Raw genomic sequence first — 23,000 nt, forward strand, 5'->3', positions numbered from 1 at the left:
CGCAGGGAAGGCCGAGTGATCGGCACCACCTGTATGCTGCTGTGCGGTTCTTTTTGCGTGCGCATGTCGCGCAGCGGACCGCGGGTGCCTGTCGGCACCCGGCCTTCCCTGTGCCCTCTTGGACAAGAGGGTGAGAGATGAAGCAAAGCTCGGGCGATTTAAGCCGCGAGAACGATAAGGCGTGTCTGCAACCAAACACTCCGTCATTGCGAGGAGCGAAGCGACGAAGCAATCCAGGATCCCTCCGCGAAGGGATTCTGGATTGTTTCGTCGCAAGGGCTCCTCGCAATGACGATGTGGAGAGAGTGCGCCGGCATGCCGGCTAATTATTCGGCAATCGCGGCCCGCTGGCACCGATGGACTTGCCGGTGGCAATCCGGTTCAATGGGCGAATGCTGCGTAAGGCGACAACGATGTCGAGATATCTGCTGGACCTGCTGCTGATGGCTTCCCCGGCGGCCGCGCAAGCCAAAATGCCGAAGACCAACGCGGCGCATCCCGATCCCTGTGCCCCGACCGGGCGTACCGCGGATGGCAAGCTGGTCTATGCCATGACATGCGAGACCCTGTCCGCGCCGCCCCCGCAAGCGGAACGGACGGAGGCGCCGCTGCCCGCCGCCGAGCCGGAACCGGAGACGCGGCGGAGCGGCATTTTCGGCTGGTCCTGCGACCGCAGGTGATGTTGCCGCGGCACTTGCGCGAAGTTGTCGGGAGTGCTCTTTGCTGGAAAGTGTCCGACGGGCCACCGGCCCCGATTCAGAGAGATGAAATGGGCAAACTCGCTATCTGTGCGGGCGATTTCAGCTTCGATGCCCGCTTCGAGGAGCAACTGGCACCCAAGACCGTCGCCGCCTTCCGCAAGGCGCTGCCGTTCGAAAGCCACATCATCCATGTGCGCTGGAGCGGCGAGGGCGTATGGATGCCGCTCGGCGATCTCGATTTCGGCGTGGGCTACGAGAACCACACGAGCTACCCCGCGCCCGGCCAGATCATCCTCTATCCCGGCGGCATCAGCGAGACCGAGATCCTGCTCGCCTATGGCGGGGTGCGCTTTGCAAGCAAGATGGGCCAGCTCGCCGGCAACCATTTCATCACGCTGACCTCGGGCCTCGAGAACCTGGCGACGCTGGGCAAGAGCGTGCTGTGGAACGGCGCGCTGCCGATTCGTTTCGAGGAAGTCTGAGTGACCGACACAAGCTACCCGCGCGATCTCCGTGGCTATGGCCGCAACCCGCCGCACCCGCAATGGCCCGGCGATGCCCGGATAGCCGTGCAGTTCGTCGTCAATTTCGAGGAAGGCGGCGAGAACAACATTTTGCACGGCGACCGCGCCTCGGAAGCGTTTCTGTCCGACGTGCTCGGCGCGCAGCCCTGGCCGGGTCAGCGCCACGCCAATATCGAATCGATGTTCGAATATGGCTCGCGCGCCGGCTTCTGGCGGCTGTGGCGGATGTTCACCGCGCGCAACTGGCCGACCACGGTGTTCGGCGTCGCTACCGCGTTGAAGCGCAATCCCGAGATCGTCGCTGCCATGAATGAGGCCGGCTGGGATATCGCCAGCCACAGCCTGAAATGGATCGAGCACAAGGACATGTCCGAGGCGCAGGAGCGCGCCGAGATCGCGGAGGCGATCCGCGTCCATACCGAAGCCACCGGCTCGCGCCCCCTCGGCTGGTACACCGGACGCTCCTCGATCAATACTAACCGCCTGCTGATGGAGGAAGGCGGCTTCCTCTATCTCTGCGACTCCTATGCCGACGATCTGCCCTATTGGATCAAGGGCAGGAGCGGCAAGCAGCTCGTCATCCCCTATACGCTCGATGCCAACGACATGCGCTTCATCAACCCGCAGGGCTTTTCCGAAGGCGAGCAGTTCTTCACCTATTTGAAGGATGCCTTCGACGTGCTCTATGCCGAAGGCGAGAGCGCGCCGAAGATGATGTCGGTGGGCCTGCACTGCCGTCTCGCCGGCCGGCCCGGCCGCGCTGCCGGCTTGATCCGCTTCCTGGATTACATCGGCAAGCACGACCGCGTCTGGGTGCCGACGCGATTGCAGATCGCACGGCACTGGCATGACAAGCACGCCCATCTGGCGGCCGACGCATTCGAGATCGGGTGAAAGATGTCGCAGATCTCGCTGGCCGATCTCAATGCAGCAAGCCACGTCGATTTTGTCGCGGCGCTCGCCAACGTCGTCGAATACTCGCCGTGGATCGCCGAGCAGCTCGCCGGCAAGCGGCCGTTCGCCGGTATCAACCAGTTGCACACGGCCCTGATGGCGGCGATCCAGAGCGCCGAGCCTGATGTTCAGTTGGCGCTGATAAGGGCGCATCCCGATCTCGCCAACAAGACCCAGCGCGCGGCGGGCCTGACGGCAGAATCGACCGACGAGCAGAACAGTGCCGGCCTCGACCGGTTGTCGGAGGCCGAGTACGCTGCGTTCGAGCGCGTCAACAACGCCTACCGCGACAAGTTCGGCTTCCCCTACATCGTCTGCGTGCGCCGTCACACCAAGGATTCCGTGCTGCGCGACTTCGAGACGCGCTTGCGCAACATCGCAAAGACGGAGACGCGACGCGCGATCGAGGAAATCGGCCGTATCTCCGCGCTACGGCTGGATCAGCTCGTCCTTGCCGACGACAAGTTGAAGGTGCATGGCCGGCTCTCGACCCATGTGCTGGACAATCACGTCGGCAAGCCCGCGGCCGGCATCCCGATCGAGCTGGTGGAGCTCGCGAGCCTCGGCGAGAGCCGCGTCATCGCACGCGCGGTGACCAATGCCGACGGTCGCACCGACCAGCCGTTGATCGGCGGCCGCCCGCTGCCGATCGGCCGCTACGAGCTCAGATTCAGCGTCGCCAGATATTACGCCGAACGCAATGTGCCGCTGTCCGACCCGCCCTTCCTCGACGATATCCCGCTGCGCTTTGCGATCGGCGAGCCGGAAAGCCACTATCACGTTCCCTTGCTGGTCACGCCCTGGAGCTATTCGACCTATCGCGGCAGTTAAACGTGTTGCGCGGATGAGGCGACCGTCGCCGCGTCCGCCTCCGCTGTCGCGCCGCCGCTCAGGCCGTTGAAGAAGGCATTGAGCAGCACGGAAACGATCGCGCAGAGCAGGATGCCGGACTCCAGCAGCGGCTGGAGATCGTGGGGCATATTCCGGAAAAAGCCGGGGGCGGCGAGCGGGATCAGGCCGAAGCCGATCGAGACCGCGACGATGAACAGATTGTAGCGGTTGTTGCGGAAATCGACCGAGGTGAGGATGCGCGCGCCTGTTGCGGCTACCATGCCGAACATCACGAGGCCTGCGCCGCCGAGCACGACCAGCGGCACCGCCTCGACCAATGCGGCCAGCTTCGGCAACAAGCCGAGCACGAGCATGATGCAACCGCCCGTCACGGTCACCCAGCGCGAGCGCACGGCAGTGACCGAGACGAGGCCGACATTTTGCGAGAACGAGGTGTACGGAAAGGTGTTGAAGATGCCGCCGAGCAGCGTGCCGACGCCGTCCGCGCGCAGGCCCCGGCTCAGCGCCTCGCGGTCGACGGTCTTGCCGGTGATGTCGCCGAGTGCGAGGAACATGCCCAGCGATTCGATCATCACCACGATCATGACGACGCACATGGTCATAACGGGCACCAGATGGAATTGCGGCATGCCGAAGCGGAAAGGGATGATCGGCGCGCCCCAGGAGGCGGCGGCGACCTTGTCGAAATGCATCACGCCCAGAATGCTCGCGAGCACGGCGCCGGCGATGATGCCGAGCAGCACCGAGACATTGGCGAGGAAGCCGGTGCCCCATTTGATCAGGCCGAGAATGAACAGCAGCACGAACAACGAGATGCCGAGGCCCTGCAGTTGGCCATAGGCCGGATTGGGAAAGCTGCCGGCGACGCCGTCGACCATCTTGGTCAGTGTCGGCAGGCCGCCGCCGGCCCAGTTGATGCCGACGCGCATCAAGGAGATGCCGATGATCAGAATGATGCTGCCGGTGACCACCGGAGGAAACAGCGGCAACAGTCTGCTGACGAACGGTGCGACGATGATGCCGAAGATGCCCGCGGCGATGACGGAGCCGTAGATGCCGAGCAGACCGATATCAGGCGCTGCCGCCATCGACAGCATCGGACCGACTGACGCGAACGTCACGCCCATCATCACGGGCAGGCGAATGCCGACGCCGGGGAAGCCGATGCATTGCACCAGCGTCGCGAGCCCGCAGGCGAACAGGTCGGCGCTGATCAGGAAGGCGACATCCTCGGGCGGCAGCTTCAATGCGCGTCCGATGATCAGCGGCACGGCGATCGCGCCGGCATACATCACCAGCACATGCTGGAGCCCGAGCGCCAAGAGGCGTGGGACCGGCAGAACCTCGTCGACTGGATGGACTTCGCTGGTCATGGATGAGACCTCCCAAACATACCTAACCAAACTTGTCGAGCAACGCGGGAAACAGCCGGTCCGGCTTGAAGGGCGGCGCGGTGAAGCGGATGCCGGTTGCATTGGCGATTGCGTTGCCGAGCGCGGCGGCGACCGGGTTGTACGGGCTCTCGCTCATCGACTTTGCGCCAAGCGGCCCGATCGTGTCGGACGTGTCGGCGAAGAACACCTCCGTGCGCGGCACGTCGCCGAACGAGGGCAGGTGATAGTCGCGGAACTTCGGGTTGGCGACGCGGCCGTCGGCGTCGATCACCATCTCCTCGTAGAGCGCAGCGCCGAGCGCCTGCGCGACGCCGCCTTCGACCTGACCACGGCACTGCATGGGGTTGGCGACGACCCCGGCGTCCGCCGCCTGCACGCTCCTGAGAATCCTGAGCTCGCCGGTGCCCTTGTTCACGGCGATGCGAAACCCCTGGACGTTGAAGCCGACCGAACGCGGCGTGCCCGTGGAATTGCCGCTGCCCGCAAATGGCCGTCCGCGGTCGCGGGCGAGCTTCGCCAGCTCGGCAAAAGGCATGCGCCGGACGCCGCTGACGACGGCATTGTCCTCGAGCACGCAGGCCTGGACGTCGCACAGCCAGGCATCGGCCGCCGCCGCCTTCAGCTCGGTCGCAAGCTGCATGGAAGCCGCATGCGTCGCCTTGCCGGCGACGAAGGTGCCGGCGCTGCCATAGGCGCCGGTGTCGTGGCCGCCATGGGCGGTATCGGACTGGCGCAGACGGATTCGGTCGACGGTGGTCGCGAGCGTGGTTGCTGCGATCTGCCGATGCACCGTGCTGGTGCCGTTGCCGAATTCGGCCGTGCCGACGGTGAGGTCGAAGCCGCCGTCCTCGTTGAGCGCAATCATGGCGTCGGCGATGTGCCCGGCCGGCGGCGCGGAGTCGATCATGGTGAGGGCGATGCCGTCGCCGAGCAGCCATTCCGGCGAAAGCTCCGGCTGCGGGCCACCGGCCTGCATGGCGCGCTCGACGAGGTCGAGGCATTGGTCGAGCCCGTAGGAGCCATAGACGACGTCGTGAAATTCGGACGGCGGCGGCGACAGCATGGGGTCGCCGAGCCTGACGATGTTACGCCGGCGCATCTCGTAGGGGCTGATGCCGAGCTGCCTTGCCAGCTCGTCGATCGCGGCTTCCACCGCGATCAGCGCCTGCGGCAGGCCGTAGCCGCGAAACGCCCCCGCCGGCACGGTGTTGGTATAGACGGCGGCGCCGTCGACCCGCTTGTTCGGACAATTGTACACGCTGATGGACTCGGCCAGCGCATGGAACATCACCGGGCCGGCGTGATTGCCGTAAGCTCCGGTGTTGGAGAGCACGTCGAGCTGAAGCGCGGTGAGTTTGCCGTCGGCATCGGCGCCGGCCTTGATGTGGACCCGCATCGGGTGCCGCGTCGAGGTCGCGATGAATTGCTCCTCGCGCGTGAGCTCCAGCTTCACGGGACGTCCGGTCCTCAGCGCAGCGAGCGCAAGGATGTCCTCGACGAACATCTCCTGCTTGCCGCCAAAGCCGCCGCCGACGCGCTCGCAGAACACGCGGACCTTGTCCATGGGGAGCTCAAAGATGTTCGCCAGTGCGCGCCGGGTCAGGAACGGGACCTGGGTGGAGGTGCGGACGTTGAGCACGCCGGAAGGATCGAGCCAGGCGAGGCCGCCATGGGTCTCCAACGCGGCGTGCTGTACGCGATGACTGTGGAAGGTGCCCTCGAAGGTGACGGCGGACGTCGCGAGCGCCGCCGCGACGTCACCGAACTCGCCATGCGTCTCCGCGGCGAGGTTGCGCCTGGCGTCGGCGATGCGGTTCGCGGTGGTGCGGTCAGGATGAATGACGGGCGCGCCCGGCGCCATCGCCTGCTCCGGATCGATCAGCGCGGGGAGAACCTCATATTCGACCTTGATCCGCCGGCACGCCTCCTCGGAGGCGGCTTCGCTCTCGGCGACGACGGCGGCAACCCGCTGTCCGATGAAGCGGACGACGTCGTCGAGAATGCGGGTGTCCTCCGGGTCCATCCAGTCCATCTCGTGCCGCGCAGTCGAGATCAGGACCGATGGTGCATCCTCATGCGTCAGCACCGCATGAACGCCGGGAACGCGAAGGGCGTCCGACTTGTCGATCGCGACGATCCTGGCGTGGGCGTGAGGTGACCGAACCAGCTTGATGTGCAGCAGGCCGTCGATGGCGGTGTCGAAAGTGTAGCGGGCCGTACCGCGCACGATGTCGGGGCCCGCCGGCGCCGGCAGACTGCGGCCGAATGCGGCACCGGCCTCGACGCTCGCCTCGACATTGGTCTTGCCGAGGATCGCATCCTCGATCGAGCGGTAGCCGGTACAGCGGCAGATATTGCCCTTCAACGCCGTGCCGAGATCGGTGCGCTGGGCCTGGTTCAGCGAGGCGCAGGTCAGGATCATGCCGGCAGTGCAGAAGCCGCATTGAAAGCCTTGCGCATCGAGGAAGGCCTGCTGCATCGGATGGTCGCCGTGCTCCCCGCCAAGACCTTCGATCGTGGTCACGCTGCGTCCCTCGGCGCGGAACGCCGGAATCAGGCAGCTATGCACGGGCTCGCCGTCGAGCAGCACGGTGCAGGCGCCGCAATCGCCGGCATCGCAACCTTTCTTCACGCCGAAATAGCCGAGCTCGCGCAGGAACGTGCGCAGGCACTGGCCGGTGCGTGGCGCTTGCGAAAATGGCTTGCCGTTGATCTCGAAGCTCATGAGGGCTCTCCGGCCAGGAGTTCGCCGCGGATCTCCTCGCCGAGCCGCAGTGTCATGTGCTTGCGCCAGAGCGGCTGGCCGTGGATGTCGGTGTGGTACAGCTCATCGGTGATCTGCTGCACCAGCGCGGCACGAAGCGCGCTCGCATCCGGGACTTTGCGAAAGAGGAGCTGGATCGGCCGCACGGTCGATGCGGTGATTGTGAGCGTCAGGGTGCCATCGGTATCAAGGCTGCCGACGAGAAGCGCCGCCGAGCGGCCGACAGGCGCCAGCGAGATCTGCCGAAAGGCGGTGCGGCGCTTCAACGCGGCAATCGGAATATCGATCTGGCGAAGCAGATCGCCCGGCGTCAGCCGATTGCGCTGGTTGCCGGTGACGAACTCGGCGACAGGAATTCGCTGTTCGCCGCCGCCGGCCTTCCAGATGGTGCAGACGCCGTCGAGCGCGGCGGTGAGCGAGATCATCGGTCCCGCCGGCAGCGACATGCAGAGATTGCCGCCGACGGTCGCGGTCTTCCAGATCTTGAACGAGGCAAGGAACGCACGGCAGCACTGGCCGATCAGCGGTGCTGCGAGCCAGTCAGGCGGGCAGGCGAGACCATCGAGCTCTGCGATGGTGCAGGTGGCGGCCACCGAGAGATGGCGCTCCGTAATCGTCAGCGCCGGCCATTTCAAATCGGTAAGATCGATCAGCCGCGTCAGCTGCGTTTGCGGCTCCGAGAACAGCCAGGTGCCGCCCGCGAGCCAGGCATCCCCTGTCGTCCAGTCGGGCAGTTGCGCGCGCGATTGCGGATGGGCGATCGCTGTGATGGTATTCAAATCCATGGCTGCGCCAAAGCTTCGACCCGGTGAATCGTGCGCCTGAGTCTTGCAAGACCGGAGCCAAGTCGCAACAACAAGTCGCAGCGGGATGGTATTGAGGCTGGTGCCAGCCTTGTGAGCCTGCCGTCAGGGGATGCGAGGAGCGGGATCATGAGCGATTCAATGCCGATCTGGATCAGGGATCCCCTGGCCATCCTCGCAGGCGGTGCCGAGCGCGGGATCGTGGTGAAGGACGGCCGGATCGTCGAGCTCGTCCCGGCCGGCGGCACGCCTGCGACCGCTGATGTCGCGGTGTTCGATGCGGCCGAACACGTGGTGCTGCCGGGCCTGATCAACACCCATCATCATTTCTACCAGACGCTGACGCGGGCGCTGCCGGCGGCGATGGACCGCGAGCTGTTCCCCTGGCTACAGGCGCTCTATCCGGTGTGGGCGCGGCTGACGCCTGAAGCGCTCGAGCTCGGCGTCACCGTGGCGATGTCCGAGCTGCTGCTCTCCGGCTGCACCACCACGACGGATCATCACTATGTCTTCCCGGCGAGGCTCGAAGACGCCGTCGATATCGAGGTCGGTGTTGCAAGGCGGCTCGGCATGCGCGTGCTGCTGACGCGCGGCTCGATGAATTTGTCGCAACGCGACGGCGGCCTGCCGCCCGACAGCGTCGTGCAGGACGAGGACACCATTCTCGCCGACAGCGCGCGCGTGGTGGCGAAGCATCACCAGCGCGGCGCGGATGCGATGGTGCAGATCGCGCTGGCGCCGTGCTCGCCGTTTTCCGTGACGACCTCGCTGATGCGCGCCACCGCCGATCTCGCAGAAAAACTCGACGTGCGCCTGCATACCCACCTCGCCGAGACCGAGGACGAGAACAAATTCTGCGAGCAGATGTATGGCTGCCGCCCGCTCGACTATCTCGAGCAATGCGGCTGGCTCAATGCGCGCACGTGGCTGGCCCATGGCATTTTCTTCAATGCGGACGAGATGAAGCGGCTCGGCAAGGCCAGAACGACCATCAGCCATTGCGCGTGCAGCAATCAGTTGCTGGCCTCCGGCTGCTGTCCGGTGTGCGAAATGGAGGAGGCCGGGGTCGGGATCGGGATCGGCGTCGACGGCTCGGCCTCGAACGACGGCTCGAACCTGATGCAGGAGGTTCGCGCCGCCTTCCTGCTGCAACGGGCGCGCTATGGCGTGACCAAGGTCAGCCACAAGGATGCGCTGCGCTGGGCCACCAAGGGATCGGCGGCCTGCGTCGGACGGCCGGAACTCGGCGAAATCGCAGTCGGAAAGGCCGCCGATCTCGCGCTCTTCAAGCTCGACGAATTGCGCTTCTCCGGCCATGGCGATCCCCTGGCCGCCCTGGTGCTATGCGGGGCGCATCGGGCAGACCGGGTGATGGTGGCGGGACGATGGACCGTGATCGACGGCGCGATTCCGGGCCTCGATGTCGCCGACCTCATCCGCCGCCACAGCTCGGCCGGGCGGGCCATGCAGGCCGGATAGGGACAGGAATTGAAAGAGGGGGCGACCACAAGTGCCGGGTGCTTCTGGCCACCCCCTCCGAACCTCCTCCGGGAGGAGCAGGTGATCTGGGTCAAGCAAGAAGCGTGCTACTTGCCCGGAAGCTTGTCGTCGATGCCCTTGACGTAGAAATTCATGCCGAGGATCTGGCCGTCGTCGAGGTGATCGCCGCCCTTGCATTCCACCGGCTTGCCGTCCTGCCCAACGATCGGGCACTTGAACGGATGCAGCTTGCCAGCGGTGATCGCGGCCTGGGCATCCTCTGCCATTTTTTTCACGTCGTCAGGCATGTTGGTGTACGGCGCCATCGAGAACATGTGGCTGTCGAGGCCGCCCCATGTGTCCTCGGATTTCCAGGTTCCCGCCAGCTCGGCCTTGACGCGCTCGATGTAATAGGGGCCCCAGGTGTCGAGGATCGAGGTCAGCTGGGTCTTGGGTCCGAACTTGATCATTTCGGAATCCTGGCCGAAGGCGAGCTTGCCGCGTTCGCTGGCAATCTGCATCGCGGCAGGCGAATCCGTGTGCTGCATGATGATGTCGGCGCCCTGGTCGATCAGCGCCTTGGCGGCGTCGGCCTCCTTGCCCGGGTCGAACCAGGTGTTGGCCCAGATGATCTTGACCTTGATGTTCGGGTTGATGGTCTGCGCCGCCAGCATCGTCGCGTTGATGCCGGAGACGACCTCGGGAATGGGGAACGAGCCGATATAGCCGAGCACGCCGGCCTTCGACATCTTGGCCGCGATCAGGCCTTGAATGTAGCGGCCCTGATACCATTTGGCCGAGTAGGTCGACATGTTCGGATTGCGCTTGTAGCCGGTGGCGTGCTCGAAGTGCACGTTCGGATATTTCTTGGCGACCTTCAGCGTCGGATCCATGTAGCCGAACGAGGTCGTGAAGATCAGCTTGTTGCCGGCGCGGACGAGCTGTTCGATCGAGCGCTCGGCATCGGGGCCTTCGGGCACGTTCTCGAGATATGTCGTCTCGATCTTGTCGCCCAATTCCTTCACCAGTGCCTGGCGCCCAAGATCGTGCTGATAGGTCCAGCCGAGATCTCCGATCGGACCCAGATAGATGAAGCCGACCTTCAGCTTGTCGGCGGCGGAGGCTGCACTGGCGTTCCCGGCAAGCAAGAGCCCGGCAGCGAGTGCAAGAAGTGATTTCCTCATCATCAATCTCCAAACTTCAGGGGACGGCCACGACCCGCAACGTGCGCGCCCCATCGCGCACGCCGCGGAAATGAAAGCTCAGCGGTCGGGCACGAACACGGCGCCGAGCGCAGCCGGTGCGGTCGAGCCGCCGGTGCGCGCGCGGGAGAGCAGGACCAGCACGATGACGGTCGCAAGATAAGGCAGCGCCGACATGAACTGCGAGGGGATGCCGACACCCCAGCCTTGGGCGTGCAACTGCAGGATCGTCACCGCGCCGAAGAGATAGGCGCCGACCACGAGCCGGCCCGGCCGCCAGGACGAGAACACCACCAGCGCCAGCGCGATCCAGCCGCGGCCTGCGGTCATGCCGGGAATGAAGAACGGCGTATAAGCGAGCGGCAGATAGGCGCCGGCCAGGCCGGCACAGGCGCCGCCGAACATCACGGCGAAAGTGCGGATGCGCAGCACGGGATAGCCGAGGGCATGTGCGGAAACGTGATTGTCGCCGCAGGCGCGCAGGATCAATCCCGCCCGCGTTCGGTACAGGAACCACCAGACGCCGGCGATCAGTGCGACGGAGAAGTAGACGAAGCCGTCCTCGCCGAACAGCACGCGGCCGATCAGCGGGATGTCCGTGAGGCCGGGAATGGCGAGATGCACCGCCGGCGCGATGCGCTCGCCGACGAAGCGGGCGCCGATCAGGCCGGAGAGTCCAGCGCCGAGGATGGTGAGCGCAAGGCCGGTCGCGACCTGGTTGACGGCGAGCCCGAGCGTCATCAGCGCGAAGATCAGCGACATCAGCGTGCCCGCGACGATGCCGAACAGCGCGCCGATGAAAATCGATCCAGTGAGCCAGGCGCCGGCAAAGCCGCAGGCCGCGCCAACGATCATCATGCCCTCGACGCCGAGGTTGAGCACGCCGGAGCGCTCGGTCACGAGCTCGCCTGTCGCCGCGATCAGCAGCGGGGTCGACGCGGCGAGCACCGCGAGGATGATGGCCTCAACCAGCTCCACGAGTCACCTGTCGGCTCGAAAACACCAGCTTGAAACGATAGAGGATCAGGGAATCGCAGGCGAGTACGTAGAACAGCAAAATACCCTGAAACACCTTGGTGACGTCCAACGGGATCTTCATCGCGATCTGCGCCTGCTCGCCGCCGATAAAGGTCAACGCCAGGAAAAGGCCTGCAATCAATATCCCAAGCGGGTTCAGCCGGCCCAGAAAGGCCACGATGATCGCGGTAAAGCCGTAGCCGGGCGATATGCCGGGCTGGAGATGCCCGACGGGACCTGCGACCTCGATGATTCCGGCGAGGCCCGCGAGCGCGCCTGATACTGCGAAGGTCAGGATGACGAGTTGGTTGGCATTGAAGCCGCCGAAGCGTGCGGCGCGCGGCGCCGCACCGACGACGCGGATCTCGAACCCCTTGATGGTGCGCGCGAGCAGGATCGCCGCTACCGCCACGACGAGCAAGGCGATGATCGAGCCGAGATGCAGCCGGCCGCCTTCGATCAGCAGCGGCACCGTCGCTACGGGATCGAACTCCGCCGTGGTCGGGAAGTTGAAGCCGTGCGGATCGCGCCAGGGCCCGCGCACGAGATAGTCGAGGAAGAGGTCGGCGACATAGACCAGCATCAGGCTGGTCAGGATCTCGCTGGCGCCGAACTTCACCTTGCAGATCGCCGGGATCAGCGCATAGAGCGCGCCCGCGGCGGCCGCGAGCACAAACATCGCCGGCAGCACCCAGGCCCCGGCATCGGTGCCCTGCGTCTTCACTGCGATCCAGCTTCCGGCGACCGCGCCGATCAGGAATTGTCCTTCGGCGCCGATGTTCCAGGCATTGGCGAGATAGCAGAGCGACAGCCCGATCGCGATCATGACCAGCGGAGTCGCCTTCACCGCGATTTCCTGAAGCGAATAGCCGTCGGTCAAGGGCGCGATGAAATAGGCGTGCAAGGCGAGCAGCGGATTCTTGCCGAGGATCGCGAACAGCATGACCATGGTCGAGATCGTGAGGCCGATCGCGATCAGCGGAGAGACGAGGGCGATTGTGCCAGAGCGTTCGGCGCGCTTCTCAAGCACCAACTGCATGCGCGGCCTCCTTCGGCTCCAGGCTGCTGCCGCCCATGAGCAGGCCGAGCTTTTCGCGGCTCGCTTCGCTCGCTGCGAGCGGTGCGGAGAGCCGGCCGTGGAACATCACAGCGATGCGGTCGGCGATCTCCGTGAGTTCGTCCAGATCCTGGCTGGTCACGAGCACGGCGGCGCCCGCTGTTGCGAGATCAAGCAGCGCCTGGCGTATCACTGCGGCGGCGCCGGCATCGACGCCCCAGGTCGGCTGGCTCACCACCAGTACTGCGGGGTTGCGCAGGATCTCCCGGCCCACGATGAACTTCTGCAGATTGCCGCCGGAGAGGGATGCTGCTTCCGGGTCGCGCTTGGCCTTGCGCACGTCGAACGTCTCGGTCGCGCGGTCGACGGTCTTGAGCGTGGCGGCGGTATCGATGAACCCGCGATGGACCATGCCGCTGGCCGCATGACCGGTGAGCAGCGCGTTCTCCGAGAGCTTCATGCGTGGCGCCGTGCCATGACCGAGCCGCTCCTCGGGCACGAAGGCCGCACCCAGCTTGCGCCGCTGGGTGATCGAGAGATGGCCGGCGGCGATACCTTCGATCACGACCGTGCCCGGGTCCTTCGACAACCGCTCACCGGACAGCGCGGCGAACAATTCGTCCTGGCCGTTGCCGGCGACGCCGGCGATGCCGAGGATCTCGCCGCCCTTCAACTCGAAGGAGATGTGTTCGAGCCGTACGCCATGTGCTTCGCTGGGGGCCAGCGACAGATCGTTGACGACGAGCCGCGGCACGGTGGTCTTGCGGCCGGATGCCGCCTTCACCTCCTTGATCTCGCCGCCGACCATCATGCGCGCGAGCGAGGCGGCGGTCTCGAGCCTGGGATTGCAGGTCGCGACCTTCCTGCCACCGCGCAGGATCGTGGCGGTGTCGCAGAGCCGCTTCACCTCCTCGAGCTTGTGGCTGATATAGAGGACAGCGCGGCCTTCGGCCTTGAGCCGCTCCAGCACGACGAAGAGCTGGTCGGCTTCCTGCGGCGTCAGCACCGCGGTGGGCTCGTCCAGGATCAGGAATTTCGGATCCTGCATCAGCGCGCGGACGATCTCGATGCGCTGGCGTTCGCCGACCGACAATTGCCAGACCTCGCGCCGGGGATCGAGCGGCAGTCCATAGGTCTTCGACACCTGCTCCAGCCGCGCCGACATGTCCTTGAAAGACTCCTTGCCGTCGAGGCCGAGCGCGACGTTCTCGGCGACGGTGAGATTGTCGAACAGCGAGAAGTGCTGGAACACCATGCCGATGCCGCGGCGGCGCGCGTCCGAGGGACCGGACAGAATCATGCCTTCGCCCTGCCAGCGGATCTCGCCGGCGCTGGGTTGGATCAGCCCGTAGATCGCCTTCACCAGCGTCGACTTGCCGGCGCCGTTCTCGCCGAGCAGCGCGTGGATTTCCTTCGGCCAGATATCGATGTCGATGGAATCGTTGGCAAGGAAATCGCCATAGCGTTTGGTGAGCCCGATCGCCCGCAGCAGCGGGGACGCGCCGGAATTCAGGCTGTCACGTGTCGAATCCAACATTCGTTGATGCGCTTGCATGGTGAAGTGCCCCAATAGTGGGCCAGTTTGAACCCCGGCGTAAGGTGTGAAAATGCGTCATCCCTTGCTCAACGCTTTGGCAGGCGGCTGGGACCGGCGGCTCGTTTGGTTTCGCCGGTGCGAAGAGACGTCCGTCCCGCGGGCGCTGTTGCAGATTTGTGACGGTCCAAGCCAGTAGAAACCGCAATCTACTTCGTCCATGCGCCCTCGTGCAGCGCTTCGGCTTCATCCTCGAGCAGCGGCCCGACGACTTCGGTCGGCCGCTGCCCGCTGGCAAAGACGTCGCGGCAGGGCAGGTCGAGGGTCGGGTTCTCCGGATGATTGCCGGTGACACCGCGCAGGCGATGCTCGCTGAGGCCGTAAACGACGCGGCCGATGCCGGCCCAGTAGATCGCGCCGGCGCACATCGCGCAGGGCTCTGCCGAAGAATAAAGCGTCGCCGTCGCCAGCACCTCGCGGCTGAGCGTGCGGCAGGCCTGCGTCGCCGCGAGACGTTCGGCATGCGCGGTGCCGTCGTGCTCCGGCATGTAGCCGTTCTCGGCCTCGATCAGCACCTTGTCGTCCGCGACGACGATGCAGCCGAACGGATGATTGCCATGGGTGAGGGAGCGGCGGGCAACCGCGAAGGACAGGCGCAGGAAGTGCTCGTCCCGTTGGGATGCGCCGGTCATCAATCCTCCGCCGTCATTGTTTCCGCTGTGCGCCGGCCGACTTGGGCAAGATCGGCCTCGCTCGGCTCGTGTTTCATACACGAATCTACCGGAACCGGCAGGCCGGAAAGTCATCCGGGAGAAATACGAATCAGGCAAGCTCCGGGCGGTGGCCGCACCATCGGAGTTACTTTAGCCTCCATATGAATAGCGATATCTCGTTGCCTTCAAATCACGGAAACCGATTCTACCAGGGTGCGGCTGCGACGTTTTTCGCCAACGCCCTCCAGGCGGTCAATTTTCTCGGGGATCGGTTCCTGAGAGAATCGCATCATTCGTTGTCGGCCATCGAGGACCTCTACCGGCACTCGATGGACAGCGCCTTTTCGGTGACCGAGGTCTTCCTCGTCACCGGCGCGCCGCACGCATCCGCCTATTATCCCCGCGACTTCGCCTGGTTCTATCCCGATGTCCTGGACCCCGAGACCATCATGGATGCACAGGACGCGGTGCGGCGGGCTCGGCTACTCGACAAGAGCGTCCGTTTGTTGCTGGAGGCGGTTCGCGCCGGCGTGGTCACGACGACCATCGTCCCGGCGGGGCGTCGTCGATATCTCGGCGTGAATTACTTCTCGCGTCCGTCGGATACGCTGCTCGGCATTCTGGCCGGCCTGCAACAGATGATCTCCGCCGATCAGAGGGCGCCATCCTATCTGGCGATGTCTCAATGCGCGCATGCCGGCCGCCTGCTGCTGGCCGAGTATGGCGGTGACCTGAAGCGTGCGATCCTGCAGCTCGCAAGCGAGCTCGAGCCACTCGATGACGGCGGCAGCAGGTATTTGCTGTGTGACACAAATGCACCTCGCTCCGCCGCAACGGATACCCGTGCCGAGCGCCGGCGCTTCGTGACCAATGCTTGCGTCCATACGACCTTCGTGTGGAGCGTACAGCTCGGGCTGGTCGACGAGATCGAGCTGAAGCGGCTGCTCGGGTGCGACCTTGCGCAGTACAAGAAGGATCTGCTCCGTCTGTTCGGCAGGGACGGATATGTCAGGCATTCCCTGGATGGTCCGGCGAACTCACCGGCGTCTTCGGTCGCGCTGGACTTCGTCAGCGTGCATCGCGGCTTCTGGGATCTGAACGATGCGAGCGAGCGGACGCTGTTTGCCGCCACCGCGGATCTCATCATTGCGGAGCCGCGCTTTCGCATCCCCAGCACGTTCCATTTCCTGGTGTCCGTGGATAATCCGCGGACCAAGGTGATCCACAAGATTGCGGCGCCCGCCTATCAGGGACGCTCCTCCTGGCCGACGTTCAACGTCGAGTTCGCCGATCGCATGCTGGACTACGATGAATTGTCGGGGAGCGATACCTACCGTTCCTGCGCGCAAGGCGTATTGAAGGACATTCGCACCGCGACCGAACTCCACGGCGGATATCAGGAACTGATCTCCGAGCACGGTCTGAAATATCGCACCTGGGCCTATAAGGGCGCGGTGGCTCACTCGTGGTTTCCGCGTTTCCTCTCCGTCTGGAGAAGGGCGTATGGATCGCCTCTCCTGCAGTGGAATGGCTGACTGGTGCGGTGATGTGCCAGCGGAGGAACGGCGCAGATGATCAGCGCGAACCTGTCACGCCACGAGATCCAGCAGCCGGCACGATCCGCGCACGAGCACCTTGCGGCCGGCCGGTGTCATCGCTGGCACGCCGTCCTTGATAACGACCAAGCCGAGTTCGACAAGGCCTTCGATGAGATAGGACTTCGACAGGCGACCGTTCGACGGTGGGTTGCGAAGCGTGCGCAGAGCTTCCCATTGGTCCGGTGCAAGTTCGACGTCGGAATCGCTGTTCATGTTGCCTCGCGCGATGGGACCGTTGGCGCCTCTGTTAGCGACGCCGCATGAAGACCGTGCGACGACAATGAGTCGGGAATTCGGTGAGCCGTTTAGAACGTCTCTTCACAAATTGCCGCGCTTCGTTGCGATACGAGAGCGAGATCACTCGATCGCGAACCGTGCCGGCGCGGCGATCACCAATTGATGATCTGCGGTTGATGCTGCGCTGCAAGCTACCGCAGCGCATGGGAAGTATCGCTGTCCCATTCAGTGTCGCGAGATGCCTGGAAATCATGAGGCGAGCAGTCCGGGATTCTGCTACGTTGATTCCCGGGGAATGACTTCACACGGCAGGAGTGGAGTGCATGAACAGGCTGGTTGAAATTCGCAGTCAGGAATCCCTGTGCCGGGAGCGTGCATCGCTCGATTTCGAACGCCGGATTTTCTGGCTCGCGCAAGCCGAGGAATGGGAGCAGCGCGCGCTCGACGAAATCGCCTTTCACTTCCGGGAGTGTAACGTCGGCCAGGCGGAGCTTGCGCGAAACTGACCTTTCGCAACCGAGGTTTGGCCGCGAGCGGGACCTACTGGTAAGTCGCCACGATATCGGACACGGCGCGCTCGAGCTGCTGCGCGGTGGCGCATTGGCGCACGACGCTGCAAAAGGTGGCGTAACGCGGCATCTCGGAATCGCCAAAGCCCCAGGCCAGCCGTCCTTCGGGATTGAGCCAGACCAGCCGCTTCGAACGCTCGGAGATGCGGCGCAGGATGTCGGCGCGCGGGTCGAGATTGTTGCTGCGGGCATCGCCGAGCACGATCACCGTGGTCTGCGGCGTCAGCGCGCTCATGAAATCCTTCTCGAAATCGACCAGCGAAGAGCCGTAGTCGGACGAGCCGAAGCCGACCTTTGACATGATCTCGGCCATCGCCTCTTCCGGCGAGTTCTTCTCCAGGATCTCGCTGACCTCGATCATATGCGAGGAGAACGCGAATGAGCGGACGTCGTCGACCACCTCGTGCAGCGAGTGGATCAGCAGCAGGAAGAAGTCGGAGACCTGTGCGACCGAGCCGGAGACGTCGCAGAGCGCCACGATCTTGGGCCTGTCGCGATGCTTGCGCTTCCATGCGGTGAGGAACGGCACACCGCCCCAGGCCGCGTTGCGACGGAGCGTGCGGCGGACGTCGAGATGACCGCGGCGCTGGCGCTTGCGCGGCTTCGAATAGCGCTCGCGCAGGCGGCGCGCGATCTGACGGATGAGGGCGCGCATCTCGGCGACCTGGCGGCGCTCGATGCGCGCAAGCGGCGCGTTGCGCAGGATCTCGTTGCGGAGATTTTCGGCCTCCTCGCGGGCGTAGAGCGCAAGCCCTTGGGAGACCGTGTCGCGCACCGCTTCGCGCAAGGCATCAAGCGCAGCGCGCAGACGTTCGGCCAGTGCCGGATTGGTCGCGGTCAGCTCGTCGAGATCGTCGCGCAGGCGCTGCAGACCCATGGCGTCGAGGATGCGGCTCGAGAAGATGCCGCGCTGGGTGGAGTAGCGTATATCCGACAGGGAGGCAGCCCCGGAGGCGCTGGCGATGGCGGCTGCGATCGCATTGCGGTCCTGCGACAACAGCATCTGCGCAAGTGGGCCTAACTCCTGGGGAGGCTGACCTTCGCCTGCTTCGCTGGCCGAGCCGGAGGAGGGCGACTGATCCGAATCCTGCGAGGCGTTCTCGTCGCTGTCGGCCTCGGGCTGATCCTGCCGCGGCTCCGGCTGGCTGAAGAACAGGTCAAAGCAGTCGCCGAGTGCGAGCTTCTCGTCCTGAGACTTGGCAAGGGTCAGCAGCAGGGAGTCGCGCAGGATGGCCCGGTCGGAAAAGCCGACCTGCTTGACCGCGCGCATCGCATCGATGCTTTCCGCAGGCGAGACGTGAACGCCGACGCCCCGGGCCGCCCGAAAGAAACGATGGAGATTCTCGCGCATCGGCGTCAACCGAAGACGTTGGACCGCGCCGCCTTGGCAATGAAGGTCGTCACCTGCGGCCTTGCTGCCTCGATGTCGGCTTCGTATTTCAGGAGCACGTTGAGCGTGTCCTTGACCATCTCGGTGTCGAGCTCCGTGGCCTGGAGCAGCACGAGAACGCGCGCCCAGTCGATGGTCTCGCTGACCGACGGTAGCTTCTTCAGATCCAGCGAGCGGATCTCGTGGATGAAGCCGACCATCTGCCGGCGCAGCGTCTGCGAGATGCCGGGCACACGGCTTTCGACGATGCGCTCCTCGAGCCGCTGCTCGGGGAAGCCGATATGCAGATGCAGGCAGCGCCGCTTCAAGGCGTCGCCGAGGTCGCGCTCGCTGTTTGAGGTGAGGATCACGGTCGGCGGCGTGATGGCGGAGACGGTGCCGAGCTCGGGAATCGTGACCTGGAAGTCGGACAGGATCTCCAGCAGCAGCGACTCAAACTCCGCGTCCGACTTGTCGATCTCGTCGATCAGCAGCACGCAGCCGCCCGGCTGCTCCAGCGCCTGGAGCAGGGGACGCGGCTCGACGAATTCCTTGGAGAAGAACACGTCGCCGAAATCGTGGAGCTGGTCGAGCGCGGCATGCAGCGTCTGCGCGCCGCCCAGAACTTCGCCGAGCTTGTCCTTGAGGATCTGGGTATAGAGAAGCTGCTTGGCGTATTTCCACTCGTACAGCGCCTTGGCCTCGTCGAGGCCCTCGTAGCATTGCAGGCGGATCATCTTCATGCCGCGCCAGGCCGCGATCGCCTTGGCAAGCTCGGTCTTGCCCACGCCCGCGGGGCCCTCGACCAGGATCGGCTTCTCGATCTGCTGCGACAGATAGACGGCGGTGGCGATCTGCCGGCTCGCGATATAGCCCTGCGCGGCGAGGCCGCTCTCCACTGCCTCGATCGAGGTCGAGGCCTTCTGTTCAGCCACGAAAGGGCGCTCCCAAAGGTCTTGCTTGAGGCTTGTTCTGCCTGCGTTCCCCGCAAAGAACAAGCCTCGTTTGGGAGGCATCAGACCCGCGTGAACGGCGTTTTTCCGCTTAGCGCAAATAGTCGAGCGGTTCGCCGTTCGCGCAATCAGTGCCGCAGCAGCTCCGGCTTGCGGATGGTCTGTCTGACCTCGGCGCCGCAATCGGCGCATTCATAGACAAAGTCGATCTTGGCAAGGCTCCAATGCGGTTCGACCTCGCGCACATACATCGGCAGAAACCCCATGCAGGTGGGGCAATTCACGGGCGCGATTTCGACATCCTGATGATGCTGTACATAAGCTGGCATCTCGGCTCTCCTTCGCAGGCGACCACCAAACCCCGCTGGAAAGCTACTGCCGGTTGCTCCAGGCGCGTCATCAACTCTTTCGAACAGAGATGGAACGGCGGAGGTTTGTCGCTCGCTGTGACATTCTTGTTACGTGTCTGTACTGTAACGGGCGGACCGAATGCCTATTTCTCCGGCCAATCCGCCTTTTCGGATTTCCACTCAACGATAAGGGAGCAATGCCCATGACGCATGCCATTCGTTTTCACAAGACCGGCGGACCGGAAGTCCTGGTCTGGGAGGAGGTCAGCGTCGGCAAGCCCGGTCCGGGCGAGGCGCGCATCCGCCACACCGCCGTCGGCCTCAACTTCGTCGACATCTACAACCGCTCGGGCGTGTACCCGGCGCAACTGCCGAGCGGGCTCGGAAGCGAGGCCGCCGGAATCGTCGAGGAGGTCGGCCCCGGCGTCACCGATCTGAAGCCGGGCGATCGGGTCGCTTATGGCGCCTCGCCGCTCGGTGCCTATTCCGAGGCGAGGCTGATCCCTGCGGACCGCCTGCTGAAGCTGCCCGACGGCGTCGACGACAAGACCGCGGCGGCGATGATGCTCAAGGGGCTCACCACACAATATCTGATCCGGCAAACCTATCGGGTGAAGGCCGGCGATACCATCCTGCTGCATGCCGCGGCCGGCGGCGTCGGTTTGATCCTGGGCCAGTGGGCCAAGCATCTCGGCGCGACCGTGATCGGCACCGTCAGCAACGACGAGAAGGCCAAGCTTGCCAAGACGCATGGCTGCGACCACGTCATCATCTACACGCGCGAGGATTTCGTGAAGCGGGTCGACGAGATCACGGGCGGCAAGAAGGTTCCGGTGGTCTACGACTCCGTCGGCAAGGATACGTTCCTGAAATCGCTGGATTGCCTCGCGCCGCTCGGCGTCGCCGCGCTGTTCGGTGCGTCCTCGGGCGCGGTCGAACCGCTCAATCTCGGCCTGCTGGCCCAGAAGGGCTCGCTCTACGTTACCCGCCCGACGCTGTTCACCTACGCCGCCAAGCGCGAAAATCTGGTCGCGATGGCGAATGAACTGTTCGACGTCGTCAAGTCCGGTGCGGTCAAGATCGAGGTGCACCAGACTTATCCGCTGAAGGACGCCGCAAAGGCGCATGCCGATCTCGCCGCACGCAAGACCACGGGATCGACCGTTCTTCTGGTGTAAGTCCGGCCGGGTGGCGGCGCAGGCTATCCGGCCTGCGTCACGTCCGTTCGTGCTTGCGCAGATCGCGGATGTGGTCGAAGCGGAAGGTCTGGAGATCGACATCCTCCGGCGGGATCCGGGGCAGGGCGGCCTCGGTCAGGATGGCCTCGGTGACGTCCTCGACCGAATTCCCGGCAATCTCGTGGATGAACGAGACGTTCCGGTATTCACCCGAGGCGATGCGGGAGATGACCTCTCGCCTCGTGATCTCAGGGTCGACGATCGCCTCGCGGCCGCGCCGTCCATAGTCGATCATCACGACAAAATACTGCATGGAAAAACGGCCCTGCCGCGCCCCGTTGCGGGAGCACGGCAGAGTATTTCCGAAAAACGGAATCAAGTCAAGAAAAATTTCTAGAAAAGCGAAATTGGCTGACCGAAGCTCTTCACTTCCCCTTCTTGCGGGGGCGCGCCGACTTCGCGCGCAGCCGCTCGAGCTGCCCTTTGGGCATCGACAGGCAGATCTCCCCGACCCATTCCAGCTTCACGCCGACGATCGGCTTGGCATTGAAGCTGGTGAGATTGACGACGGACGGGCTTTTCCCACGCTCGATGGTCTTCAAATAGCGTTCGCCGGTCTTGAGCCGGACCACGGCCTCTTCGCCGTAGAAGCTCGACAGCGGATGGCGCTGGTCCTTATAGACCACGATCACGTCGCCGCTCTCGTATTTGGGTAGCATCGAGTCCCCCACGATCTCGAATGCGACGGTTTCTTCCATGATCGGGAAGGGCAGCGCGATGTCGCCGAGCCCCTCCGGCGGAACCTGCTCGTAATCCGGCTCGATCACGGCGCCGGCGCCGACGCGGCCCATGATCGGCGCGAGATTGAGCTCGAGATATTCCATGATCGGAATGATTTCCGAGGCCTTCACCAGGCGTTCGCCGCCGAGGATCTCCGAGACTGCGCCGGGCCGCACGCCCATGGCCGCCGCCAGGCCGCCCTTGCTCTTGCCCGTTTTCTCCAGGCCCCGCTCGATCATTGCAACGTCCAACATGGTGATTCCCTCGATTGCGCACCGGTCCGGCTCTTGTAATCCGAAATTCGGAATTGTTGCAATTATGAATATCAGAATTATCGCTTGACTTGATCTTCGGAATACCGGAATGTGTGTTTCGCCTCCGGTCGTTCGATCAGATGAGGCCGATCACAGGACAGCAATATGGAACCGGGCCATTGGCCGTCGGAGCACTCCGACGCGCTTCGCGACTATTTTTTCAAGGGCATGTCTTACGCGGAGATCGGACGACAGATTAACGCAAGGTTTGGAACGGCTTACACGCGCAATGCGGTGATCGGCCGCGCCAAGAGGCTCCGGCTCGTGATACCGGAATGGATAGCGAGCCCGTCGATTGCCCCGTATTTGCCGGGTGAGGCTCCGGTCTCGCCGCGCCGCGCGGTGTTACCGAACCTGAATGTGCCGCCGAAGTCCGCAATGAAGCCTGCGGTGCCGGTGAAGTTGCGCTGCGTCGGCGTTCAGCCCCGCCTGGTCCAACTGGTCGAACTCGGGCCGGCCGACTGCCGCTATCCCTATGGGGGCGACAAGGACGGGGAGGAGATCGCCTTCTGTGGTCATCCCTGCCAGCCGGGCTCCAGCTATTGCGCGCCGCATGCGCGCCTGACCCGCCGCTCCGGTGCTGCGTCCGCCCGAATCCCCGGTCCCGTCGTGCTGAGGCCGGTGTCTGCGGCCTGAGTTCGTGGTCCCCGTTCCATCG

23 protein-coding genes are annotated in these 23,000 nt (G+C 64.5%); 9 read left to right on the forward strand and 14 right to left on the reverse strand.

Annotated features, from left to right (window positions below; all coding sequences use genetic code 11):
- Positions 1 to 413 precede the first annotated feature (413 nt).
- The 4 genes from ACFDR6_RS26380 (at position 414) to uraD (ending at position 3,010) form a co-directional block, all read left to right on the forward strand.
- On the forward strand, positions 414 to 680 hold the full coding sequence (locus ACFDR6_RS26380) for a hypothetical protein (protein ID WP_375860029.1): 267 nt from the start codon (positions 414 to 416) through the stop codon (positions 678 to 680).
- Positions 681 to 769: 89 nt separating this feature from the next.
- The gene (locus ACFDR6_RS26385; protein ID WP_375860030.1) at positions 770 to 1,183 is read left to right on the forward strand and encodes a DUF3830 family protein; all 414 of its coding nucleotides are present in this window, start codon (positions 770 to 772) and stop codon (positions 1,181 to 1,183) included.
- Positions 1,184 to 2,119 carry an allantoinase PuuE gene (gene puuE / locus ACFDR6_RS26390; RefSeq protein WP_212090496.1) on the forward strand — a complete coding sequence of 312 codons (936 nt, stop codon included), beginning with the start codon at positions 1,184 to 1,186 and terminating at the stop codon, positions 2,117 to 2,119. It begins immediately after the preceding gene.
- A 3-nt stretch (positions 2,120 to 2,122) separates the two neighbouring features.
- Positions 2,123 to 3,010 carry a 2-oxo-4-hydroxy-4-carboxy-5-ureidoimidazoline decarboxylase gene (uraD, locus tag ACFDR6_RS26395; RefSeq protein ID WP_212090500.1) on the forward strand — a complete coding sequence of 296 codons (888 nt, stop codon included), beginning with the start codon at positions 2,123 to 2,125 and terminating at the stop codon, positions 3,008 to 3,010.
- Here uraD and ACFDR6_RS26400 read toward each other — a convergent pair.
- From ACFDR6_RS26400 to ACFDR6_RS26410, 3 genes are read right to left on the reverse strand one after another with little or no spacing between them, the layout of a single operon-like run.
- Positions 3,007 to 4,404, reverse strand: coding sequence for a nucleobase:cation symporter-2 family protein (locus tag ACFDR6_RS26400; RefSeq protein WP_375860031.1), 1,398 nt, complete (start codon positions 4,402 to 4,404; stop codon positions 3,007 to 3,009). The two genes, uraD and ACFDR6_RS26400, sit on opposite strands and share 4 nt — an antisense overlap.
- Positions 4,405 to 4,426: 22 nt before the next feature.
- Positions 4,427 to 7,150, reverse strand: a complete 2,724-nt coding sequence (locus ACFDR6_RS26405; protein ID WP_375860032.1) for a molybdopterin-dependent oxidoreductase — start codon at positions 7,148 to 7,150, stop codon at positions 4,427 to 4,429.
- Positions 7,147 to 7,974, reverse strand: coding sequence for an FAD binding domain-containing protein (locus tag ACFDR6_RS26410; protein WP_375860033.1), 828 nt, complete (start codon positions 7,972 to 7,974; stop codon positions 7,147 to 7,149). The genes ACFDR6_RS26405 and ACFDR6_RS26410 overlap by 4 nt, the downstream gene beginning before the upstream one ends.
- A gap of 147 nt (positions 7,975 to 8,121) precedes the next feature.
- On the opposite strand from ACFDR6_RS26410, the gene ACFDR6_RS26415 reads away from it, so the two are divergent.
- The gene (locus tag ACFDR6_RS26415) at positions 8,122 to 9,471 is read left to right on the forward strand and encodes an 8-oxoguanine deaminase (RefSeq protein ID WP_375860034.1); all 1,350 of its coding nucleotides are present in this window, start codon (positions 8,122 to 8,124) and stop codon (positions 9,469 to 9,471) included.
- Between the two features lie 107 nt (positions 9,472 to 9,578).
- On the opposite strand, the gene ACFDR6_RS26420 is transcribed toward ACFDR6_RS26415, so the two are convergent.
- The 5 genes from ACFDR6_RS26420 to ACFDR6_RS26440 all read right to left on the reverse strand — a co-directional run bounded on the left by ACFDR6_RS26420 (position 9,579) and on the right by ACFDR6_RS26440 (position 14,973).
- The gene (locus tag ACFDR6_RS26420; RefSeq protein ID WP_375860035.1) at positions 9,579 to 10,655 is read right to left on the reverse strand and encodes a BMP family ABC transporter substrate-binding protein; all 1,077 of its coding nucleotides are present in this window, start codon (positions 10,653 to 10,655) and stop codon (positions 9,579 to 9,581) included.
- A 78-nt stretch (positions 10,656 to 10,733) separates the two neighbouring features.
- Positions 10,734 to 11,651 (reverse strand): ABC transporter permease, encoded by a 918-nt coding sequence (locus ACFDR6_RS26425; protein ID WP_375860037.1) that lies wholly within the window; start codon positions 11,649 to 11,651, stop codon positions 10,734 to 10,736.
- Complete coding sequence (locus tag ACFDR6_RS26430) at positions 11,638 to 12,729, reverse strand: ABC transporter permease (protein WP_375860039.1); 1,092 nt, start codon at positions 12,727 to 12,729, stop codon at positions 11,638 to 11,640. Before ACFDR6_RS26430 ends, ACFDR6_RS26425 begins: the two co-directional genes overlap by 14 nt.
- Positions 12,713 to 14,302, reverse strand: coding sequence for an ABC transporter ATP-binding protein (locus ACFDR6_RS26435; protein WP_375860041.1), 1,590 nt, complete (start codon positions 14,300 to 14,302; stop codon positions 12,713 to 12,715). Before ACFDR6_RS26435 ends, ACFDR6_RS26430 begins: the two co-directional genes overlap by 17 nt.
- A 188-nt stretch (positions 14,303 to 14,490) precedes the next feature.
- Positions 14,491 to 14,973, reverse strand: coding sequence for a nucleoside deaminase (locus ACFDR6_RS26440; protein ID WP_375860042.1), 483 nt, complete (start codon positions 14,971 to 14,973; stop codon positions 14,491 to 14,493).
- Positions 14,974 to 15,155: 182 nt separating this feature from the next.
- Here ACFDR6_RS26440 and ACFDR6_RS26445 point away from each other — a divergent pair, with 182 nt between their 5' ends.
- The gene (locus tag ACFDR6_RS26445; RefSeq protein ID WP_375860044.1) at positions 15,156 to 16,529 is read left to right on the forward strand and encodes a hypothetical protein; all 1,374 of its coding nucleotides are present in this window, start codon (positions 15,156 to 15,158) and stop codon (positions 16,527 to 16,529) included.
- 54 nt (positions 16,530 to 16,583) lie between these two features.
- Here the strand turns inward: ACFDR6_RS26445 and ACFDR6_RS26450 are convergent, their stop codons facing one another.
- Positions 16,584 to 16,805, reverse strand: a complete 222-nt coding sequence (locus ACFDR6_RS26450) for a hypothetical protein (protein ID WP_317243163.1) — start codon at positions 16,803 to 16,805, stop codon at positions 16,584 to 16,586.
- Between the two features lie 347 nt (positions 16,806 to 17,152).
- Between ACFDR6_RS26450 and ACFDR6_RS26455 the strand changes: the two genes are divergently transcribed.
- Positions 17,153 to 17,335, forward strand: a complete 183-nt coding sequence (locus ACFDR6_RS26455; protein ID WP_317243164.1) for a hypothetical protein — start codon at positions 17,153 to 17,155, stop codon at positions 17,333 to 17,335.
- A gap of 34 nt (positions 17,336 to 17,369) precedes the next feature.
- Here ACFDR6_RS26455 and ACFDR6_RS26460 read toward each other — a convergent pair whose 3' ends face one another.
- From ACFDR6_RS26460 to ACFDR6_RS26470, 3 genes are all read right to left on the reverse strand, one after another.
- A complete protein-coding gene (locus tag ACFDR6_RS26460; protein ID WP_375860046.1) occupies positions 17,370 to 18,749 on the reverse strand; it encodes a vWA domain-containing protein in 1,380 nt (459 codons plus the stop codon).
- Positions 18,750 to 18,754: 5 nt separating this feature from the next.
- On the reverse strand, positions 18,755 to 19,702 hold the full coding sequence (locus tag ACFDR6_RS26465) for an AAA family ATPase (protein ID WP_212090584.1): 948 nt from the start codon (positions 19,700 to 19,702) through the stop codon (positions 18,755 to 18,757).
- Between the two features lie 146 nt (positions 19,703 to 19,848).
- Positions 19,849 to 20,049 (reverse strand): hypothetical protein, encoded by a 201-nt coding sequence (locus tag ACFDR6_RS26470; RefSeq protein ID WP_027545881.1) that lies wholly within the window; start codon positions 20,047 to 20,049, stop codon positions 19,849 to 19,851.
- Between the two features lie 224 nt (positions 20,050 to 20,273).
- Here ACFDR6_RS26470 and ACFDR6_RS26475 point away from each other — a divergent pair, with 224 nt between their 5' ends.
- Positions 20,274 to 21,248, forward strand: a complete 975-nt coding sequence (locus tag ACFDR6_RS26475) for a quinone oxidoreductase family protein (protein ID WP_212090586.1) — start codon at positions 20,274 to 20,276, stop codon at positions 21,246 to 21,248.
- 37 nt (positions 21,249 to 21,285) lie between these two features.
- Here ACFDR6_RS26475 and ACFDR6_RS26480 read toward each other — a convergent pair whose 3' ends face one another.
- Together ACFDR6_RS26480 and ACFDR6_RS26485 are read right to left on the reverse strand one after the other, a co-directional pair.
- Entirely contained in the window at positions 21,286 to 21,561 is a 276-nt protein-coding gene (locus tag ACFDR6_RS26480) for a hypothetical protein (protein WP_375860047.1), read from the reverse strand.
- A 112-nt stretch (positions 21,562 to 21,673) separates the two neighbouring features.
- Positions 21,674 to 22,282 (reverse strand): S24 family peptidase, encoded by a 609-nt coding sequence (locus tag ACFDR6_RS26485; RefSeq protein WP_041748162.1) that lies wholly within the window; start codon positions 22,280 to 22,282, stop codon positions 21,674 to 21,676.
- 165 nt (positions 22,283 to 22,447) lie between these two features.
- Here ACFDR6_RS26485 and ACFDR6_RS26490 point away from each other — a divergent pair, with 165 nt between their 5' ends.
- Complete coding sequence (locus ACFDR6_RS26490) at positions 22,448 to 22,978, forward strand: GcrA family cell cycle regulator (RefSeq protein ID WP_375860049.1); 531 nt, start codon at positions 22,448 to 22,450, stop codon at positions 22,976 to 22,978.
- Positions 22,979 to 23,000: the final 22 nt, after the last annotated feature.

Source organism: Bradyrhizobium tunisiense, assembly GCF_042263385.1.
Classification (GTDB): domain Bacteria; phylum Pseudomonadota; class Alphaproteobacteria; order Rhizobiales; family Xanthobacteraceae; genus Bradyrhizobium; species Bradyrhizobium tunisiense.

Coding starts and splice junctions, on each gene's coding strand:
- ACFDR6_RS26400 (WP_375860031.1), bottom strand. CDS start 4,404: ATGACCAGCGAAGTCCATCCAGTCGACGAGGTTCTGCCGGTCCCACGC.
- ACFDR6_RS26435 (WP_375860041.1), bottom strand. CDS start 14,302: ATGCAAGCGCATCAACGAATGTTGGATTCGACACGTGACAGCCTGAAT.
- ACFDR6_RS26480 (WP_375860047.1), bottom strand. CDS start 21,561: ATGCAGTATTTTGTCGTGATGATCGACTATGGACGGCGCGGCCGCGAG.
- ACFDR6_RS26420 (WP_375860035.1), bottom strand. CDS start 10,655: ATGAGGAAATCACTTCTTGCACTCGCTGCCGGGCTCTTGCTTGCCGGG.
- ACFDR6_RS26415 (WP_375860034.1), top strand. CDS start 8,122: ATGAGCGATTCAATGCCGATCTGGATCAGGGATCCCCTGGCCATCCTC.
- ACFDR6_RS26470 (WP_027545881.1), bottom strand. CDS start 20,049: ATGCCAGCTTATGTACAGCATCATCAGGATGTCGAAATCGCGCCCGTG.
- ACFDR6_RS26485 (WP_041748162.1), bottom strand. CDS start 22,282: ATGTTGGACGTTGCAATGATCGAGCGGGGCCTGGAGAAAACGGGCAAG.
- ACFDR6_RS26380 (WP_375860029.1), top strand. CDS start 414: ATGTCGAGATATCTGCTGGACCTGCTGCTGATGGCTTCCCCGGCGGCC.
- ACFDR6_RS26410 (WP_375860033.1), bottom strand. CDS start 7,974: ATGGATTTGAATACCATCACAGCGATCGCCCATCCGCAATCGCGCGCG.
- ACFDR6_RS26460 (WP_375860046.1), bottom strand. CDS start 18,749: ATGCGCGAGAATCTCCATCGTTTCTTTCGGGCGGCCCGGGGCGTCGGC.
- ACFDR6_RS26385 (WP_375860030.1), top strand. CDS start 770: ATGGGCAAACTCGCTATCTGTGCGGGCGATTTCAGCTTCGATGCCCGC.
- ACFDR6_RS26430 (WP_375860039.1), bottom strand. CDS start 12,729: ATGCAGTTGGTGCTTGAGAAGCGCGCCGAACGCTCTGGCACAATCGCC.
- ACFDR6_RS26440 (WP_375860042.1), bottom strand. CDS start 14,973: ATGACCGGCGCATCCCAACGGGACGAGCACTTCCTGCGCCTGTCCTTC.
- ACFDR6_RS26450 (WP_317243163.1), bottom strand. CDS start 16,805: ATGAACAGCGATTCCGACGTCGAACTTGCACCGGACCAATGGGAAGCT.
- uraD (WP_212090500.1), top strand. CDS start 2,123: ATGTCGCAGATCTCGCTGGCCGATCTCAATGCAGCAAGCCACGTCGAT.
- ACFDR6_RS26490 (WP_375860049.1), top strand. CDS start 22,448: ATGGAACCGGGCCATTGGCCGTCGGAGCACTCCGACGCGCTTCGCGAC.
- ACFDR6_RS26445 (WP_375860044.1), top strand. CDS start 15,156: ATGAATAGCGATATCTCGTTGCCTTCAAATCACGGAAACCGATTCTAC.
- ACFDR6_RS26455 (WP_317243164.1), top strand. CDS start 17,153: ATGAACAGGCTGGTTGAAATTCGCAGTCAGGAATCCCTGTGCCGGGAG.
- ACFDR6_RS26475 (WP_212090586.1), top strand. CDS start 20,274: ATGACGCATGCCATTCGTTTTCACAAGACCGGCGGACCGGAAGTCCTG.
- ACFDR6_RS26405 (WP_375860032.1), bottom strand. CDS start 7,150: ATGAGCTTCGAGATCAACGGCAAGCCATTTTCGCAAGCGCCACGCACC.